This is a genomic window from Streptomyces sp. Tek67B01, assembly GCF_055231995.1.
In genome coordinates this window covers 2,165,551-2,179,398 of record NZ_JBUYUY010000001.1, presented here as the reverse complement: position 1 = coordinate 2,179,398, position 13,848 = coordinate 2,165,551, and the positions used below count along the sequence as shown (strand labels likewise).

Sequence of the window (13,848 nt, the reverse complement as noted above, 5' to 3'; positions counted from 1 at the left end):
GAAAGCGTCAGGAGACGCGATAGGCTGGGGATTCGTCTCAATCGTTGGACATGTGATCAGGAGAGTGGCTGTAGTGACCACCGAACTGCGTCGTCTGCGCAACTACATCGGCGGAGAGTTCAAGGACGCCGCCGACGGCCGGACCACCGATGTGGTCAACCCCGCGACCGGCGAGGTGTACGCCACCGCGCCGCTCTCCGGCCAGGCCGATGTGGACGCGGCCATGGCGGCTGCCGCCGCCGCCTTCCCGGGCTGGCGCGACACCACTCCCTCCGAGCGGCAGAAGGCCCTGCTCAAGATCGCGGACGCCTTCGAGGCGCGCGCCGACGAGCTGGTGGCCGCCGAGTCGGAGAACACCGGCAAGCCGCTGGGCCTGACGGCCAGCGAGGAGCTGCCGCCGATGGTGGACCAGATCCGCTTCTTCGCGGGCGCCGCCCGCCTGCTGGAGGGCCGCTCGGCCGGCGAGTACATGGAGGGGATGACCTCGATCATCCGCCGTGAGCCGGTCGGCGTCTGTGCCCAGGTCGCGCCGTGGAACTACCCGATGATGATGGCCGTGTGGAAGTTCGCCCCGGCCATCGCCGCGGGCAACACCGTGGTGCTCAAGCCCTCGGACACCACCCCGGCCTCCACCGTCCTGATGGCCGAGATCATCGACTCGATCCTGCCCAAGGGCGTCTTCAACGTCGTCTGCGGCGACCGTGAGACCGGCAAGGCCATGGTCGAGCACTCCACCCCGGCGATGGCCTCCATCACCGGTTCGGTGCGCGCGGGCATGCAGGTCGCCGAGAGCGCCTCGAAGGACGTCAAGCGCGTCCACCTGGAGCTCGGTGGCAAGGCCCCGGTCGTGGTCTTCGAGGACGCCGACATCGCCAAGGCCGTCGAGGACATCGCCGTCGCCGGCTACTTCAACGCCGGCCAGGACTGCACCGCCGCGACCCGCGTACTCGTGCACGAGTCCGTGCACGACGAGTTCGTCTCCGCGCTCGCCAAGGCCGCCGCGGACACCAAGACGGGTCAGCCGGACGACGAGGACGTGCTGTACGGGCCGCTGAACAACCCGAACCAGCTCAAGCAGGTCGCGGGCTTCATCGAGCGCCTCCCCGCCCACGCCAAGGTCGAGGCGGGCGGCCACCAGGTCGGCGAAAAGGGCTACTTCTATGCCCCGACCGTGGTCTCCGGCCTCAAGCAGGACGACGAGATCATCCAGAACGAGGTCTTCGGCCCCGTCATCACGGTGCAGTCCTTCACGGACGAGGCCCAGGCCCTGGAGTACGCCAACGGCGTCGAGTTCGCCCTCGCCTCCTCCGTGTGGACCAAGGACCACGGCCGCGCGATGCGGATGTCCAAGAACCTCGACTTCGGCTGCGTGTGGATCAACACCCACATCCCGCTCGTGGCCGAGATGCCCCACGGCGGCTTCAAGAAGTCCGGCTACGGCAAGGACCTCTCCGCCTACGGCTTCGAGGACTACACCCGCATCAAGCACGTGATGACCTCGCTCGACGGCTGAGTCGCGGCGGCGGCCGCCCCGGCCGTCCCGCACTGATCAGCGCAGAACGCTGAGGGGGCGGGCAGTAGACAGGTTGTCTATTGTCCGCCCCTTCGCCTTGTCCCAGGCTTTGGGCATGCCTGAACTCCCCTTCTCCCGCCGCGCGGTGCTGCGCGGACTCGGTGCCGTGGGCCTGTCGGCCGCCCTCGGCGGTTGCGGGGTGCCCGCCGCCTTCGTCCCCGAGGACCGTCGGGAGGGCCCGGACCGCTCCGCCGGTGAACGCAGCCTCGCCTTCTCCAACTGGCCGCTCTACATCGATACCGACGACGAGGACGAACAGCGCCGTCCGACGCTGGACGCCTTCTCCGAGAAGACCGGCATCGAGGTCCGGTACACGGAGGAGATCAACGACAACGACGAGTTCTTCGGCAAGGTCAGCCCGGCCCTGATGAACCACCAGCAGACCGGTCACGACCTGGTGGTCATCAGCGACTGGATGGCCGCCCGCTTCGTCCGTCTGGGCTGGGCCCAGAAGATGAACCGCTCGGCTCAGTCCAACGTGGTCAAGTACCTGGACCCACAGTTGCGTTCCCCCGCCTTCGACGAGGGCCGGCTGCACACCGTGCCGTGGCAGTCGGGGATCACCGGCATCGCCTACAACCGCAAGTCGCTCGGCCGGGAGATCAAGTCCGTCAAGGACCTGTGGCAGCCGGACCTGGCGGGCAAGGTGACCCTCTTCTCCGGACTCGACGAGTCCTTCGCCCTGTTGATGCAGGGCAACGGGGTGGACGTCACCCGCTGGACCGAGAGCGACTTCCACCGGATGTGCGACCAGGTCGAGAGCATGGTGAAGAAGAAGCACATCCGCCGCTTCACCGGCAACGACTACACCTCCGATCTGAGCAAGGGCGATGTGCTGGCCTGCCAGGCCTATTCCGGCGACGTCGTCCAGTTGCGGGCCGACAACCCCGACATCGAGTTCGTGGTCCCGGAGGAGGGCGCCGAACTCTGGGCGGAGAGCCTGCTGATCCCCAACCTCGCCCTGCACAAGGCCAATGCCGAGGCCCTGGTCGACTACTACTACGACCCGGCGGTGGCCGCGGAACTCGCCGCCGCCGTCAACTACGTCTGCCCGGTCCCGGCCGCCCGCGAGGTGCTGGCCGCCTCCCCGGACAAGGAGACCGCCGAGCTGGCCGAGAACCCGCTGATCTTCCCGGACGACGAGATGCGCAAGCGCCTCGTCGTGGCCCGGGACATCTCCTCGGCCGAGCGCCAGTCCTTCGCCAAGCGCTGGAACGCCATCGTCGGGCTCTGACCCCGTCCGTCACGGTCCGGCCACAGAACTGAACATGTTCATGAAATTTGCTGAACGTGTTCAGAAACTGCGTACGCTTGCCCCATGAGCGAGAGAAGCGCCCTCCAACGGCGTATCCGTGCCTGGCTGGTCCTGTTCATCGTCTGCCTCGCGCTCAGCGGGCTCACCGCCTTCCCCCTGGTCAGTGAGCTCCACTGGGCGAACTCGGTGATGTCCCACGAGTGGCTGCGGCGGGTGGGCGACGGACTGGACCAAGCCGACGCGCGCTACCCCTTCCTCCTCTACGGTACGGACTGGCTCGCCTTCGCCCACCTTGTGATCGCCGTCTTCTTCTACGGGGTCCACCGCGATCCGGTGCGCAACATCTGGATCGTGGAAGCCGGTGTGATCGCGTGCGTCGGAGTGATCCCGCTGGCCCTGATCTGCGGACCGATCCGTGGCATCCCCTTCGGCTGGAGCGTCATCGACATGTCGTTCGGCGTCTTCGGCGTCATCCCGCTGCTGGTCCTGCGTCGTCTGATCAAGAGGCTGGAAGCGCTTACGAGCGCGGCCGCGTGAGGGCGGCCATCAGGAGCTTCAGCACCACCGGATTCATCTTCTCGCCCTTCGCGTCGGTGGAGTTGACCGAGTAGACCAGCGTCCGGGAGAGGTCCCGGGTGGCGCCCATCCCGGTGCTGTAGCCGAAGCGGCTCCCCGTCTTGCCCCACACCTCGGTGCCGTCCGGCATCACGATCCTGGACAGGCCCGCCGTCAGGACGGCGTCCTTGCCGCTCTCGACGTCCTTCACCGCCGGGACGGTGAACATCTCCTCCAGCTGCGCCCGAGGTACGACCCGCCCGCCGAACAGGGCCACGGTGAACCGCTCCAGGTCCGCGGTGGTCGAGATGATGTCCCCCGCCGCCCACCGGCCGGAGCTGTTCCACACCGACACGTCCCTCAGTTCGGCCGAGCCGTCGGGACGCGGCACCGCCTGGTAGCCGTGGTTGTACGGGCCCGGTATCCGGGTCTGCGTCCGACCCGGGAAAGAGGTCTGGCGCAACCCCAGCGGGCGCAGAATCCGACGGTCGACCTGCTCCTCGTACGCCGTGCCCGTCAGCTTCTCTATGAGGACACCCAGGACGGTGTAGTCGATGTTCAAGTAGTGCTGCGCCGAACCCGGGACGAACTCCGGCCCCTGCGCCAGCGCGTTGGCGATCTGGTCGTGCGGATCGACGACATCGAATCGGTGGTCCCACTGCGCCTCGAAGGCGTCCCCCGGGCCGTCCGCCGCCTTGATCCCGCTCGTGTGGTTCAGCAGCTCGCGCACCGACACGGAGGGAAAACGGTCCGGGAACGTCCCGGGCAGGTACCGCTGTACCGGCTTGTCGAGATCGACCTTCCCTTCGGCGGCCAGCTGCAGGACCACGGCCGCCGTGAAGGTCTTGGTCACGGACCCCGCCCGGAAGCGGCCCTGCTCCAGGGCCGGGCGCCCGCTGCGGAGATCCGCCACGCCGGAGACGCCCTGCCAGGGACCGCTCGATCCTCCGACCCGTATCAGGGCGGCCGTCGCGTCCGCGTTCCCGACGCCCACTCCCTCCAGCGCCTTCGTCAGCGCCTTGGCATCCGGCGCGGTGGAGAAGACCGGCGCCACGGCCTCCGCCGAGCCCGAGGCCGAGCCCGTCGAGGCCGAGACCGAGCCCGAGGGCGGAACCGGCGCTCGCGGTGCGGCATGGGCGACGGCCGAGCCGGACACGATGCCCAGGAGCACTGTGGCCGCGACCAGGGTGCGGGTGCGGGTACGCGCGTTCATGATGGGATCCCCCTTGGTGTCCATCGGGCGACCTCCGCCCGATGACCTCAATGCTCCAGGTCACAGGCGTAGTCGCGGATCACCAACAAGAGGGGTCTTCAGCGGTACGACAACTCACCGGAGCGGGGGAGTCGACACCCCGCCTCTCACTCCCCAGAGGGAGTACCCCTCCTGGGGGACCCCACCCCGGCCGCGATCAACCCCGTCTCGTACGCGCAGATCACCGCCTGGATCCGGTCCCGCAGACCCAACTTGGACAGCACGTTCCCCACATGCGACTTCACCGTGTGCTCGCTCACCGTCAGCGCCGCCGCGATCTCCGCGTTCGACAGCCCCCGCCCCAGGTGCAGCAGCGTCTCCCGCTCCCGCGCCGTCAGCGACTCCAGCCGCCCGACGGTCGGGGCCGCCCCCGCCCACGGAGCCGTCCCGGGCGCCGGACGAGCCGTCACCGCCGTGTACTCCGCGATCAACCGCCGTGCCACCGAGGGCGCCAGCAGCGACTCGCCCGCCGCCACCACCCGGACCGCGTGCACCAGGTCATCGCGCCGCACGTCCTTCAACAGGAACCCGCTCGCCCCCGCGTGCAACGCCTCGTAGACGTACTCGTCCGAGTCGAAGGTCGTCAGCATCACTGTCCGGCAGGCGCTCTGCGCCGAGATCACCCGGCACGCCTCGATCCCGTCCGTCACCGGCATCCGGATGTCCAGCAGCGCCACGTCCGGCCGCAGCGCCCGCACCGCCGCGACCGCCGCCGCACCGTCCCCGACCTCCGCGACGACCTCGATGTCTTCCTGCGCGTCCAGGATCATCGCGAAGCCGCTGCGCACCAGCTCCTGGTCGTCGGCCACCACCACACGGATCGTCAACTCCCACCTCCCGCGCCGAGGTTACAGCGGCGGCCGCAAGGGTCGCGCAGCCGCAAGGGTCACCCCGTTCACCAGGGTCACCCGTTCACCAGGGTCACCCGCACCCGGTACCCGCTCCCGCCCGGCCCCCGACCACACTCGGCCGTCCCGCCGTGCGCGGCGGCACGTTCCCGGATGCCGATCAGCCCGTGCCCGCCCGACGGGACACCCGGCCCCCGCCCGTCGTCCGTCACCGACACCGTCAGGGTCCGCGACCCGTAGTCCAGCCGCACCGCGGCCCGCGACGCCCCGGCGTGCTTCACCACATTGGTCAGCGCCTCCTGCACGACACGGTGCACCGTCGTCTCCAGCGTGGCCGGCAGGGTACGCACCTCGCCCGAGCGCTCGTACGACACCTCCAAGCCACTGCCCCGCACCCGTTCCAACAGCCCCGCAAGCTCCTCCACCCCCGGCTGCGGCCTCCGGGGCGCCGACTCCTCGGTGCGCAGCACGCCCAGCATGGAACGCAGCTGCGCCATCGCCTCCCGCCCCGTCCCGGCTATCGCGTCGAACGCCGCCTCCGCCCGCTCGGGGGCCCGCCGCACCGCCACCGGTCCGGCCTCCGCCTGCACGATCATGATGCTGACGGCGTGCGAGAGGATGTCGTGCATCTCCCGGGCGATCCGGGCCCGTTCGCGCGCCGCCGCCTGCTCCGCCTCTATCCGGTTCGCCCGCTCCAGCTCCGCCGCCCGCGCCTCGACGGCCCGCGTGTACGCCTGCCGCGTGTACTGAAGCCGACCGAGCGCGTACGCGGCGACCGATACGAAGAGCGTGAAGAGCAGCTCGCGCGGCGTCCCCGTGTTCCACCCCACCGACACGGCGACCGCCACCACCGTGAACAGTCCCACGCCCAGCCGCACGCGGGCCGTGCACCGCAGGGCCACCGTGTAGAAGGCGATCAGTCCCGCGTACGGCAACGGCTGTCCCGGTCCGTCCAAGGTCAGCTTGTACACGCCGCCCACGACGAGGACGGCCACCAGTACCGTCACCGGTGCCCGCCGCCGCCAGACCAGCGGCAGCACGCCGAGCGTGGTCATCGCGTACGAGGCCCAGTCGGCCGGCGGCAGGTCCTGCGCCCGGGGCACCACGAACGGCATGGAGACGGCCGACTGCACGAGCACCGTCAGCCCGACGTCCCGCCACCGCGGATCGGCCCGCCGGACCCACTCCCCCCAGGCGCGTATCACCGCCCGCGCTCGGCCCGTACCGCCACCAGCGCGTCCACCCGGTTCGTGGTGACGGAGTCCACCCCGGCCGTGACCAGCGCGCGCATCGTCCGCTTCGTGTCCGCCGTCCAGGCGGACACCTTCAGCCCGTCCCGGTGCACGGCGTCGGTCAGCTCCCGGCTGACGAGGCCGAAGGGGTAGTTGAGCCAGGCCGGTTTCACCGCGTCGATCAGCACCCGGCGCGGCGGGGAGAGCGTGGTCCACGTCAGGGCGATCTCCGCGTCCGGATCGGCGGCGCGCAGGGCCAACATCGAGTTCGGCCCGGCGCAGTAGTACGTGCGCTCGCGCGCACCGCAGGCGCGGACCTCGTCGACGACCGCCCGGACCGCCTCCGGCGTGGCTCCCGGCAGGTCCAGCATCAGCCGTCCTGGGCCCGCCGCCGCCAGCGCGTCGCGCAGCGGCGGCACCCCGCCCTCCGTCATGTCGCGAAGCTGCGCGGCCATGACGTCGCCGAGCCGTACGTCGTGGCCCCACAACCGCTTGAGCGTCTCGTCGTGGAGCAGGACCGGGACCCCGTCGCGGGTCAGCCGTACGTCGACCTCCACCGCGTCCGCCCCCCGGGCGAAGGCGGAGCGGATCGAGTTGAGGGTGTTCTCACGGACTCGGTAGGGATCGCCGCGGTGGCCGACGGCAGTCAGGGTGCGCATGGCCCCATTCTGCTGGGACGTCAGGATGCCGGCCACGCCTCGGTGTACGTGTCGATCTCCGCGTTGAGCCTCGCCTTGCCCGCCGGGTCCAGGAAGGAGGCCTCGACCGCGTTCTTCGCGAGGGACGCGAGTCCGCGCTCGTCGAGGTCGAGGAGGCGGGCGGCGACCGCGTACTCGTTGTTGAGGTCGGTGCCGAACATCGGCGGGTCGTCGCTGTTGATGGTGACGAGCACGCCGGCCCGCACCATCTCCTTGATCGGGTGCAGGTCGAGGTCGGTCACGGCGCGGGTCGCGATGTTGGAGGTCGGGCAGACCTCCAACGCGATGCGGTGCTCGGCGAGGTAGGCGAGCAGCTCCGGGTCCCGGGTGGCGCTGGTGCCGTGGCCGATGCGCTGGGCGCCCAGCTCGTTGATGGCGTCCCAGATCGTCTCCGGGCCGGTGGTCTCGCCGGCGTGCGGGACGCTGTGCAGTCCGGCCGCCCGGGCGCGGTCGAAGTACGGCTTGAACTGCGGGCGGGGCACGCCGATCTCGGGGCCGCCGAGACCGAAGGAGACCAGGCCCTCGGGGCGCAGGTCGACGGCGAGGCGGGCCGTCTCGGCCGCGGCCTCCAGGCCGGCCTCGCCCGGGATGTCGAAGCACCAGCGCAGGATGACGCCGAGCTCCACCTCGGCCGCCTTGCGGGCGTCCTCGATGGCCGCCATGAAGGCGTCCTCGTCGATGCCGCGGCGGGTGGAGGAGTAGGGGGTGATGGTCAGCTCGGCGTAGCGGATGTTCTGCCGGGCCATGTCGCGGGCAACCTCGTAGGTGAGGGTGCGTACGTCGTCGGGGGTGCGGACCAGGTCGACGACCGACAGGTAGACCTCGATGAAGTGGGCGAAGTCGGTGAAGGTGAAGTAGTCGACGAGGGCCTCGGGGTCGGTGGGGACCTTCGAGTCGGGGTGGCGGGCGGCGAGTTCCGCCACGATGCGCGGCGATGCGGAGCCCACGTGGTGGACGTGCAGTTCGGCCTTCGGCAGCCCCGCGATGAAGCGGTGCAGGTCGGGCATGGAGGCCTCCGGGAGGACGCGGGTGCGGGCAGGTCGGCTTCATCGTAGGCAGGCCGGACCGTGTCGGTGCCGGCGCATAGCATGGCTGTACGAGAGGGGGGCGCCGTATGAACGACCACCAGGGCCCTGAGCCGAGAGACCCGTGGGCGCCGCCGCCCGAGCGGCCCCCGGCGGATTCGGTCCGACCGGGGGACACGCGGGGCGGTCCGGGCGGGCCGGGAATCCACGAGCACCCGACGATCGCGGAGATGCCCGGGGCGGGGGGCCCTGCGGCCTACGGGTATCCGGCGCAGCCGGGCCCCGGCGGTTACGCCTACCCCGGGTCGACGACGCCGCCCGCGACCGCTGGCTACGCCTACCCCGGGCCCGTTGGCGGCCCCCCGACGCCGCCCGCCCAGCCCGGGTACGGGGCTCAGCCGCCTTACGGAACGCAGCCGCCCTACGGGGGTCCGCCCGGGTACCCGGGTTATCCCGGCGGGGCCGGATACCCCGGGTACGCGCCCGGGTACCCCGGCTATCCGCAGCCCAGCAACGGCCTCGGTGTCGCCGCGTTCGTCCTCGGACTGCTGTCGCTGGTGGCGTGCTTCACCATCTTCGGGCCCATCGTGTTCGGTATCCCGGCGGTGGTGCTCGGCGCGCTGGCCCGGGGCAAGGCGAGCCGGGGGGAGGCCACCAATGGCGGCTTGGCGCTGGCCGGTCTCATCTGCGGCGTGGTGGGCATCGTGATGGGCGCCGCCCTCACGCTGTTGCTCGTGTTCGGCCCGGGTTTCTCCTCCGACTCCGGTGGCCAAGACCGCCCGGGTCCGTCGTCGGACTCGCGGGTGCAAGAGAAGATATGACCGCCTGCCCGTCAGGCCTGCGTGGTCGGCTGGATGACCAACTGGCGCAGGTTGACGTGGCGGGCGCGGCCGGCGGCGTAGGCGACCAGGTCCGCGACGTCCTCCGCCGCGAGCGGGCCGATCGCGTCGAACATCCCCGACAGCTGCGACGCGAGGGCCGGGTTGTCGATGCCCTGGGACAGCTCGGTGTCGGTCAGGCCCGGCTCGATGTTCGTGACCCGCACCCGCTGCGGGCCGAGTTCGGTGCGCAGGGACTGGGAGAGGTGGGTCAGTGCCGCCTTCGTCGCACCGTAGACCGCGTAGTCCGGGAAGTGGAGGTGCGCGGCGATGGAGGAGATGTTGACCAGGTCGGCGGTGCCGCCCTCGGCGGCGCGGGCCACCAGGTCCGGTGTGAACGCACGGATGATCCTCAGAACCCCGCCGACGTTCGTGTCGAGCATCCGGTGCCACTGATCGACTCGGCCGTCCCGGATCGGGTTGGGCATCATGACCCCGGCCGCGTTGACCACCAGGTCCACCGCCCCGAACCCGCTGTGGACGCGGTCGACGGCGGCGTCCACAGCGCTCTGCTCGGTGAGGTCGGCCGCAGCAGCGAGCGCCCGGCCGCCTTCCGCCCGGATCTTGCCGGCGACCTCCTCCAACCGGTCGGCCCGGCGGGCGAGCAGGGCCACCTTCACACCGTGGCGGGCGAGCAGCAGCGCGGTCGCGGCGCCGATCCCGCTCGCGGCGCCGGTGATCAGCGCGGTACGGCCTTCCAGGTTCGCGTACGTCATCGCGGTGGCTCCCTCGTGTCTCGTGCCGGAGGAGTTCCGGCTACGGGACCCAGCCTGTCCGCCCGGCCGGGAGCGGCCCAGGGTCGTGCTTTTCCTGGGTCTGGCAGTACCAGGCACGGAGGTTCGGCCCTCGCCTCCCGGTCGCGCCGCGTGGGCCGCTCGCCCGGGCCCACGGCCGGCCCTGGCTAAGATCGAACGCATGACCGGGGACATCGGAGACTTCCTGCGCTCGCGCCGCGCCCGCATCCAGCCCGAGGAGACGGGCCTGCCCTCGCACGGCCGGCGCCGCGTGCCAGGGCTCCGGCGGGAAGAGGTCGCCCTGCTCGCGGGCGTCAGCGTCGACTACTACATCCGCCTCGAACAGGGCCGCGGCCCGAGCGTCTCGGACGCGGTGCTCGACGCGATCGCCCGGGTGCTGCGGCTGAACCCCACGGAGCACTCCCATCTGCGCGCCTTGGCCCGCCCGGCCGTCACGCCCGAAGCGGTCCAGGAGGTCCGGCCCGGGGTACGGCTGCTGCTGGAGGCCGTCGGTGGGGCCGCGCCCGCGTTCGTCCTCGGCCGCCGTATGGACATCCTCGCCTGGAACGCCCTGGCGGACGCCGTCGCGGGTCACTCCCACATGCCCGCCGGCTCCCGCAACATCGCCCGTCACGTCTTCCTCGACCCGGACGCGCGGGAGTTGTACCCCCAGTGGGCGCGGATCGCCGAGGAGACCGTCGGCCACCTGCGCCTCTACGCGGGCCAGCACCCGGGCGATCCACTGCTGACCGCGCTGACCCGGGAGCTGGCGGACCGCAGCGAGGAGTTCCGACTGCTGTGGGCCGACCACACCGTGAAGGAGAAGACCCACGGCGTGAAGTTGATCGACCACCCCGTGGTCGGCAGGCTGGAACTTCCCTACGAGACGCTCGCCCTGCCGGGGGAGCCCGACCAGCTCCTGGTCGTCTACACGGCGCCGCCCGGCTCCGAGACGGCCCACCGCCTCGCGCGCCTGGCCGCCGAGGCCCCGGGCGCACCGCTCCCACAGCCGGGCGCGCCCCTGCCGCAACCGGGCGCGCCGCTCCCGCAGCCGGTGCCGCAGGCCGTTCGGGGATAGCGCGACCGGGGTCAGACCGGCGCCGCCATGAGCAGCGTCGGCACCATGACCTCGTCCTCCCCGGCGAGGGCCCGCGCGAGCGGAACCCAGACCAGCCCCACCATCCGGGGACAGTCGCACCCCAGGTCCCCGTCCACGCCCGGTCTGGGCTCCCCGGGCCCCACCTCGACCCGGTAGCAGGACGTCCACCCCGACGGGTAGGGGGCTTCGTAGGCGTACCGCACCGAGAGGGGCACCAGGCCGGTCTCCTCGGCCACTTCCCGCCGGACCGCCCCGCTCGGGTCCTCCCCGGGCTCGATGCCGCCGCCGGGCAGGGTCCAGTACTCCGGTCCGTCGTGCCGCCCGGTGGAGCCCACGCCGCGCTCGCGAACCATGAGCAGACAGCCGTCCCGGACGATGACCGCCGCGACCCGTCGGCGGTCGGCCACCGCCCCGCTCACGCCGCGTCCGCCGTCCGCAACCGCTCACGGGCGTCCATCAGGGCGAAGCCCAGCAGGTTCAGGCCGTGCCAGCGCGCCGGATCTCCCGCGCGCTCGTCGTCCGCGGCCAGTCCGATGCCCCAGATCCGGTCGAGCGGGCTCGCCTCCACCAGGACCCGGTCACCGGTGCCCAGGAGGTACGCCCGCAGGGCCGGATCGGAGCCGAACTTGTGCACGCTGCCCTCCACGACCAGCGCGTACCGCTCCCGCTCCCACACCGCCTCGTCGAAACCGCGTACCAGCCGCCCGGCCTTCTTGGCGGCAGCCGGAGTCTTCGCCTCCACCGCGGCGCGCTCCGCCTCCGGGTCCGCGAACAGGCGGGCCTTCCCGGCCATCATCCAGTGCTCCGCGGTGGCGTAGCGGACCTCACCCACAGTGAAGGGCGCGGGCCACCATTGGCTGAGACAGCTCGGTCCCAGGCTGCCGTCGGGCCGCGGCCGATGCCCCCAGAAAGGCAGGTACTTCACCCGCTCACCACGGCTGACCTGGCCGATCAAGTGGTCGATCTTCTCCATGCACGCGAGTCTGGCAGTCGCCACTGACACTTCGTACGGGATTTCGGGTGTGCCTCGACACATGGTCGACCGATTCCGTCGCGTAATCAAAAGGCAACAACGGAATCACTTGGCCGAGAGGTGCACCTCTGTCAGGATCGGCACTCAATTCGGGTCTACCCCGAACTGTAGCTACGGAGAGCGTGAGAGCGTGATGGGCAACCGCTTCCAGGTCAAGGACCGCTTCGCGGACGGCGCGCAGTACATCGACGGCCGGCTCCGGCCCGGCACCTCGGGACGGTCACACACCGTCGTGGACCCCGCCACCGGGGCCGAGGTGCTCACCTACGAGCTCGCGGGCACGGCGGACGTGGACGAGGCCGTCGCCGCCGCCAAGCGGGCCTTCCCCGCATGGTCCCGCGCCACCCCCGGCGAGCGTTCGGACGCGCTCCACCGGCTGTCGGCCGTACTGGCCGAGCAGGCCGATGACTTCGCGTACGCCGAATCCCTCCAGTGCGGCAAGCCGATCAAGCTGTCGACGGAGTTCGACGTACCGGGGACCATCGACAACACCGCCTTCTTCGCGGGCGCCGCGCGCCACCTCCAGGGGCAGGCGGCCGCCGAGTACTCCGGCGACCACACCTCCTACGTACGCCGTGAGGCCATCGGGGTCGTCGGCTCCATCGCGCCGTGGAACTACCCGCTCCAGATGGCGGCCTGGAAGATCCTCCCGGCGATCGCCGCAGGCAACACCATCGTGCTCAAGCCCGCCGAGCTCACGCCGCTGACGTCCCTGATGTTCGCCCAGGCGGCGAAGGAGGCGGGCCTGCCGGACGGCGTGATCAACATCGTCACCGGCGCCGGCCGGGACGCGGGAGAACACCTCGTCGGGCACCCGGACGTGGTGATGACCTCCTTCACCGGCTCCACCGCCGTCGGCAAGCGCGTAGCCGAGATCGCGACCGCCACCGTCAAGCGCCTCCACCTGGAGCTCGGCGGCAAGGCCCCCTTCCTCGTCTTCGACGACGCCGACCTGGAGGCCGCCGCGCACGGCGCGGTCGCCGCCTCCCTCATCAACACCGGGCAGGACTGCACGGCCGCCACCCGCGCGTACGTCCAGCGGCCCCTGCACGACGCCTTCGTGGCCCGCGTCGCCGAGCTGATGGAGACCGTCCGCCTCGGCGACCCCTTCGAGCCGGACACCGACCTCGGCCCGCTCGTCTCCCACGCCCAGCGCGACCGCGTCGCCGGTTTCGTCGAGCGCGCCCGCGCGTACGCGACTGTCGTCACCGGCGGCGAGATCCCGGGCGCCGCGGAGGACGAGCGCGGCCTCGCGGACGGCGCGTACTACCGGCCCACCCTGATCTCCGGCGCCGCGCAGGACAGCGAGATCGTCCAGTGCGAGATCTTCGGGCCCGTCCTCGTCGTCCTGCCCTTCGACACCGACGACGAGGGCATCGCGCTGGCCAACGACACCCCCTACGGCCTGGCGGCCTCCGCCTGGAGCCGGGACGTCTACCGGGCGGGCCGCGCCACCCGCGAGCTCAAGGCCGGCTGCGTCTGGGTCAACGACCACATCCCGATCATCAGCGAGATGCCCCACGGCGGCTACAAGGCGAGTGGCTTCGGAAAGGACATGAGCGCCTACTCCTTCGAGGAGTACACCCAGGTCAAGCACGTGATGTACGACAACACCGCGGTCGCCGCGAAGGACTGGCACCGCACGATCTTCGGGGACAGATAGCCG

The 13,848-nt window shown here is 71.3% G+C and carries 14 protein-coding genes; 6 read left to right on the top strand and 8 right to left on the bottom strand.

Translation table 11 applies throughout. From position 1 onward, the window contains the following. Nucleotides 1-73 precede the first annotated feature (73 nt). The 3 genes from ACV7NM_RS09560 to ACV7NM_RS09550 all read left to right on the top strand — a co-directional run bounded on the left by ACV7NM_RS09560 (nt 74) and on the right by ACV7NM_RS09550 (nt 3,365). On the top strand, nt 74-1,513 hold the full coding sequence (locus ACV7NM_RS09560; RefSeq protein ID WP_463413884.1) for a gamma-aminobutyraldehyde dehydrogenase: 1,440 nt from the start codon (nt 74-76) through the stop codon (nt 1,511-1,513). A gap of 115 nt (nt 1,514-1,628) precedes the next feature. Further along, complete coding sequence (locus tag ACV7NM_RS09555; RefSeq protein WP_463409903.1) at nt 1,629-2,807, top strand: ABC transporter substrate-binding protein; 1,179 nt, start codon at nt 1,629-1,631, stop codon at nt 2,805-2,807. A gap of 84 nt (nt 2,808-2,891) precedes the next feature. Further along, complete coding sequence (locus tag ACV7NM_RS09550) at nt 2,892-3,365, top strand: hypothetical protein (protein WP_463409902.1); 474 nt, start codon at nt 2,892-2,894, stop codon at nt 3,363-3,365. Here the strand turns inward: ACV7NM_RS09550 and ACV7NM_RS09545 are convergent. The 5 genes from ACV7NM_RS09545 to ACV7NM_RS09525 all read right to left on the bottom strand — a co-directional run bounded on the left by ACV7NM_RS09545 (nt 3,346) and on the right by ACV7NM_RS09525 (nt 8,420). Continuing rightward, nucleotides 3,346-4,596, bottom strand: a complete 1,251-nt coding sequence (locus tag ACV7NM_RS09545; RefSeq protein ID WP_463409901.1) for a serine hydrolase domain-containing protein — start codon at nt 4,594-4,596, stop codon at nt 3,346-3,348. The genes ACV7NM_RS09550 and ACV7NM_RS09545 overlap by 20 nt on opposite strands. Nucleotides 4,597-4,742: 146 nt before the next feature. Continuing rightward, on the bottom strand, nt 4,743-5,462 hold the full coding sequence (locus tag ACV7NM_RS09540) for a response regulator (RefSeq protein WP_463409900.1): 720 nt from the start codon (nt 5,460-5,462) through the stop codon (nt 4,743-4,745). Nucleotides 5,463-5,539: 77 nt separating this feature from the next. Then, a complete protein-coding gene (locus ACV7NM_RS09535; RefSeq protein ID WP_463409899.1) occupies nt 5,540-6,688 on the bottom strand; it encodes a sensor histidine kinase in 1,149 nt (382 codons plus the stop codon). Continuing rightward, nucleotides 6,685-7,374 carry a glycerophosphodiester phosphodiesterase gene (locus tag ACV7NM_RS09530; protein WP_463409898.1) on the bottom strand — a complete coding sequence of 230 codons (690 nt, stop codon included), beginning with the start codon at nt 7,372-7,374 and terminating at the stop codon, nt 6,685-6,687. The genes ACV7NM_RS09535 and ACV7NM_RS09530 overlap by 4 nt, the downstream gene beginning before the upstream one ends. 20 nt (nt 7,375-7,394) lie before the next feature. Then, entirely contained in the window at nt 7,395-8,420 is a 1,026-nt protein-coding gene (locus ACV7NM_RS09525; protein ID WP_463409897.1) for an adenosine deaminase, read from the bottom strand. A 248-nt stretch (nt 8,421-8,668) separates the two neighbouring features. On the opposite strand from ACV7NM_RS09525, the gene ACV7NM_RS09520 reads away from it, so the two are divergent. Then, nucleotides 8,669-9,259: a DUF4190 domain-containing protein gene (locus ACV7NM_RS09520; RefSeq protein ID WP_463409896.1), complete on the top strand. Its 591-nt coding sequence runs from the start codon at nt 8,669-8,671 to the stop codon at nt 9,257-9,259. An 11-nt stretch (nt 9,260-9,270) separates the two neighbouring features. Here ACV7NM_RS09520 and ACV7NM_RS09515 read toward each other — a convergent pair whose 3' ends face one another. Then, the gene (locus tag ACV7NM_RS09515) at nt 9,271-10,032 is read right to left on the bottom strand and encodes an SDR family oxidoreductase (RefSeq protein ID WP_463409895.1); all 762 of its coding nucleotides are present in this window, start codon (nt 10,030-10,032) and stop codon (nt 9,271-9,273) included. Nucleotides 10,033-10,231: 199 nt separating this feature from the next. On the opposite strand from ACV7NM_RS09515, the gene ACV7NM_RS09510 reads away from it, so the two are divergent. Next, a complete protein-coding gene (locus ACV7NM_RS09510) occupies nt 10,232-11,128 on the top strand; it encodes a helix-turn-helix domain-containing protein (protein ID WP_463409894.1) in 897 nt (298 codons plus the stop codon). A gap of 11 nt (nt 11,129-11,139) precedes the next feature. Here the strand turns inward: ACV7NM_RS09510 and ACV7NM_RS09505 are convergent, their stop codons facing one another. Together ACV7NM_RS09505 and ACV7NM_RS09500 are read right to left on the bottom strand one after the other, a co-directional pair. Next, nucleotides 11,140-11,568, bottom strand: coding sequence for an NUDIX hydrolase (locus ACV7NM_RS09505; RefSeq protein WP_463409893.1), 429 nt, complete (start codon nt 11,566-11,568; stop codon nt 11,140-11,142). Next, a complete protein-coding gene (locus tag ACV7NM_RS09500; RefSeq protein WP_463409892.1) occupies nt 11,565-12,122 on the bottom strand; it encodes an NADAR family protein in 558 nt (185 codons plus the stop codon). Before ACV7NM_RS09500 ends, ACV7NM_RS09505 begins: the two co-directional genes overlap by 4 nt. A gap of 193 nt (nt 12,123-12,315) precedes the next feature. Between ACV7NM_RS09500 and ACV7NM_RS09495 the strand changes: the two genes are divergently transcribed. Next, on the top strand, nt 12,316-13,845 hold the full coding sequence (locus ACV7NM_RS09495; protein ID WP_463413883.1) for a gamma-aminobutyraldehyde dehydrogenase: 1,530 nt from the start codon (nt 12,316-12,318) through the stop codon (nt 13,843-13,845). The last annotated feature ends 3 nt before the right edge of the window (nt 13,846-13,848 follow it).

Excerpts from the sequence above, each read along its gene's own strand:
- ACV7NM_RS09495 (WP_463413883.1), top strand. The coding sequence starts at position 12,316 with ATGGGCAACCGCTTCCAGGTCAAGGACCGCTTCGCGGACGGCGCGCAG.
- ACV7NM_RS09555 (WP_463409903.1), top strand. The coding sequence starts at position 1,629 with ATGCCTGAACTCCCCTTCTCCCGCCGCGCGGTGCTGCGCGGACTCGGT.
- ACV7NM_RS09520 (WP_463409896.1), top strand. The coding sequence starts at position 8,669 with ATGCCCGGGGCGGGGGGCCCTGCGGCCTACGGGTATCCGGCGCAGCCG.
- ACV7NM_RS09500 (WP_463409892.1), bottom strand. The coding sequence starts at position 12,122 with ATGGAGAAGATCGACCACTTGATCGGCCAGGTCAGCCGTGGTGAGCGG.
- ACV7NM_RS09525 (WP_463409897.1), bottom strand. The coding sequence starts at position 8,420 with ATGCCCGACCTGCACCGCTTCATCGCGGGGCTGCCGAAGGCCGAACTG.
- ACV7NM_RS09530 (WP_463409898.1), bottom strand. The coding sequence starts at position 7,374 with ATGCGCACCCTGACTGCCGTCGGCCACCGCGGCGATCCCTACCGAGTC.
- ACV7NM_RS09550 (WP_463409902.1), top strand. The coding sequence starts at position 2,892 with ATGAGCGAGAGAAGCGCCCTCCAACGGCGTATCCGTGCCTGGCTGGTC.
- ACV7NM_RS09515 (WP_463409895.1), bottom strand. The coding sequence starts at position 10,032 with ATGACGTACGCGAACCTGGAAGGCCGTACCGCGCTGATCACCGGCGCC.
- ACV7NM_RS09510 (WP_463409894.1), top strand. The coding sequence starts at position 10,232 with ATGACCGGGGACATCGGAGACTTCCTGCGCTCGCGCCGCGCCCGCATC.
- ACV7NM_RS09545 (WP_463409901.1), bottom strand. The coding sequence starts at position 4,596 with ATGAACGCGCGTACCCGCACCCGCACCCTGGTCGCGGCCACAGTGCTC.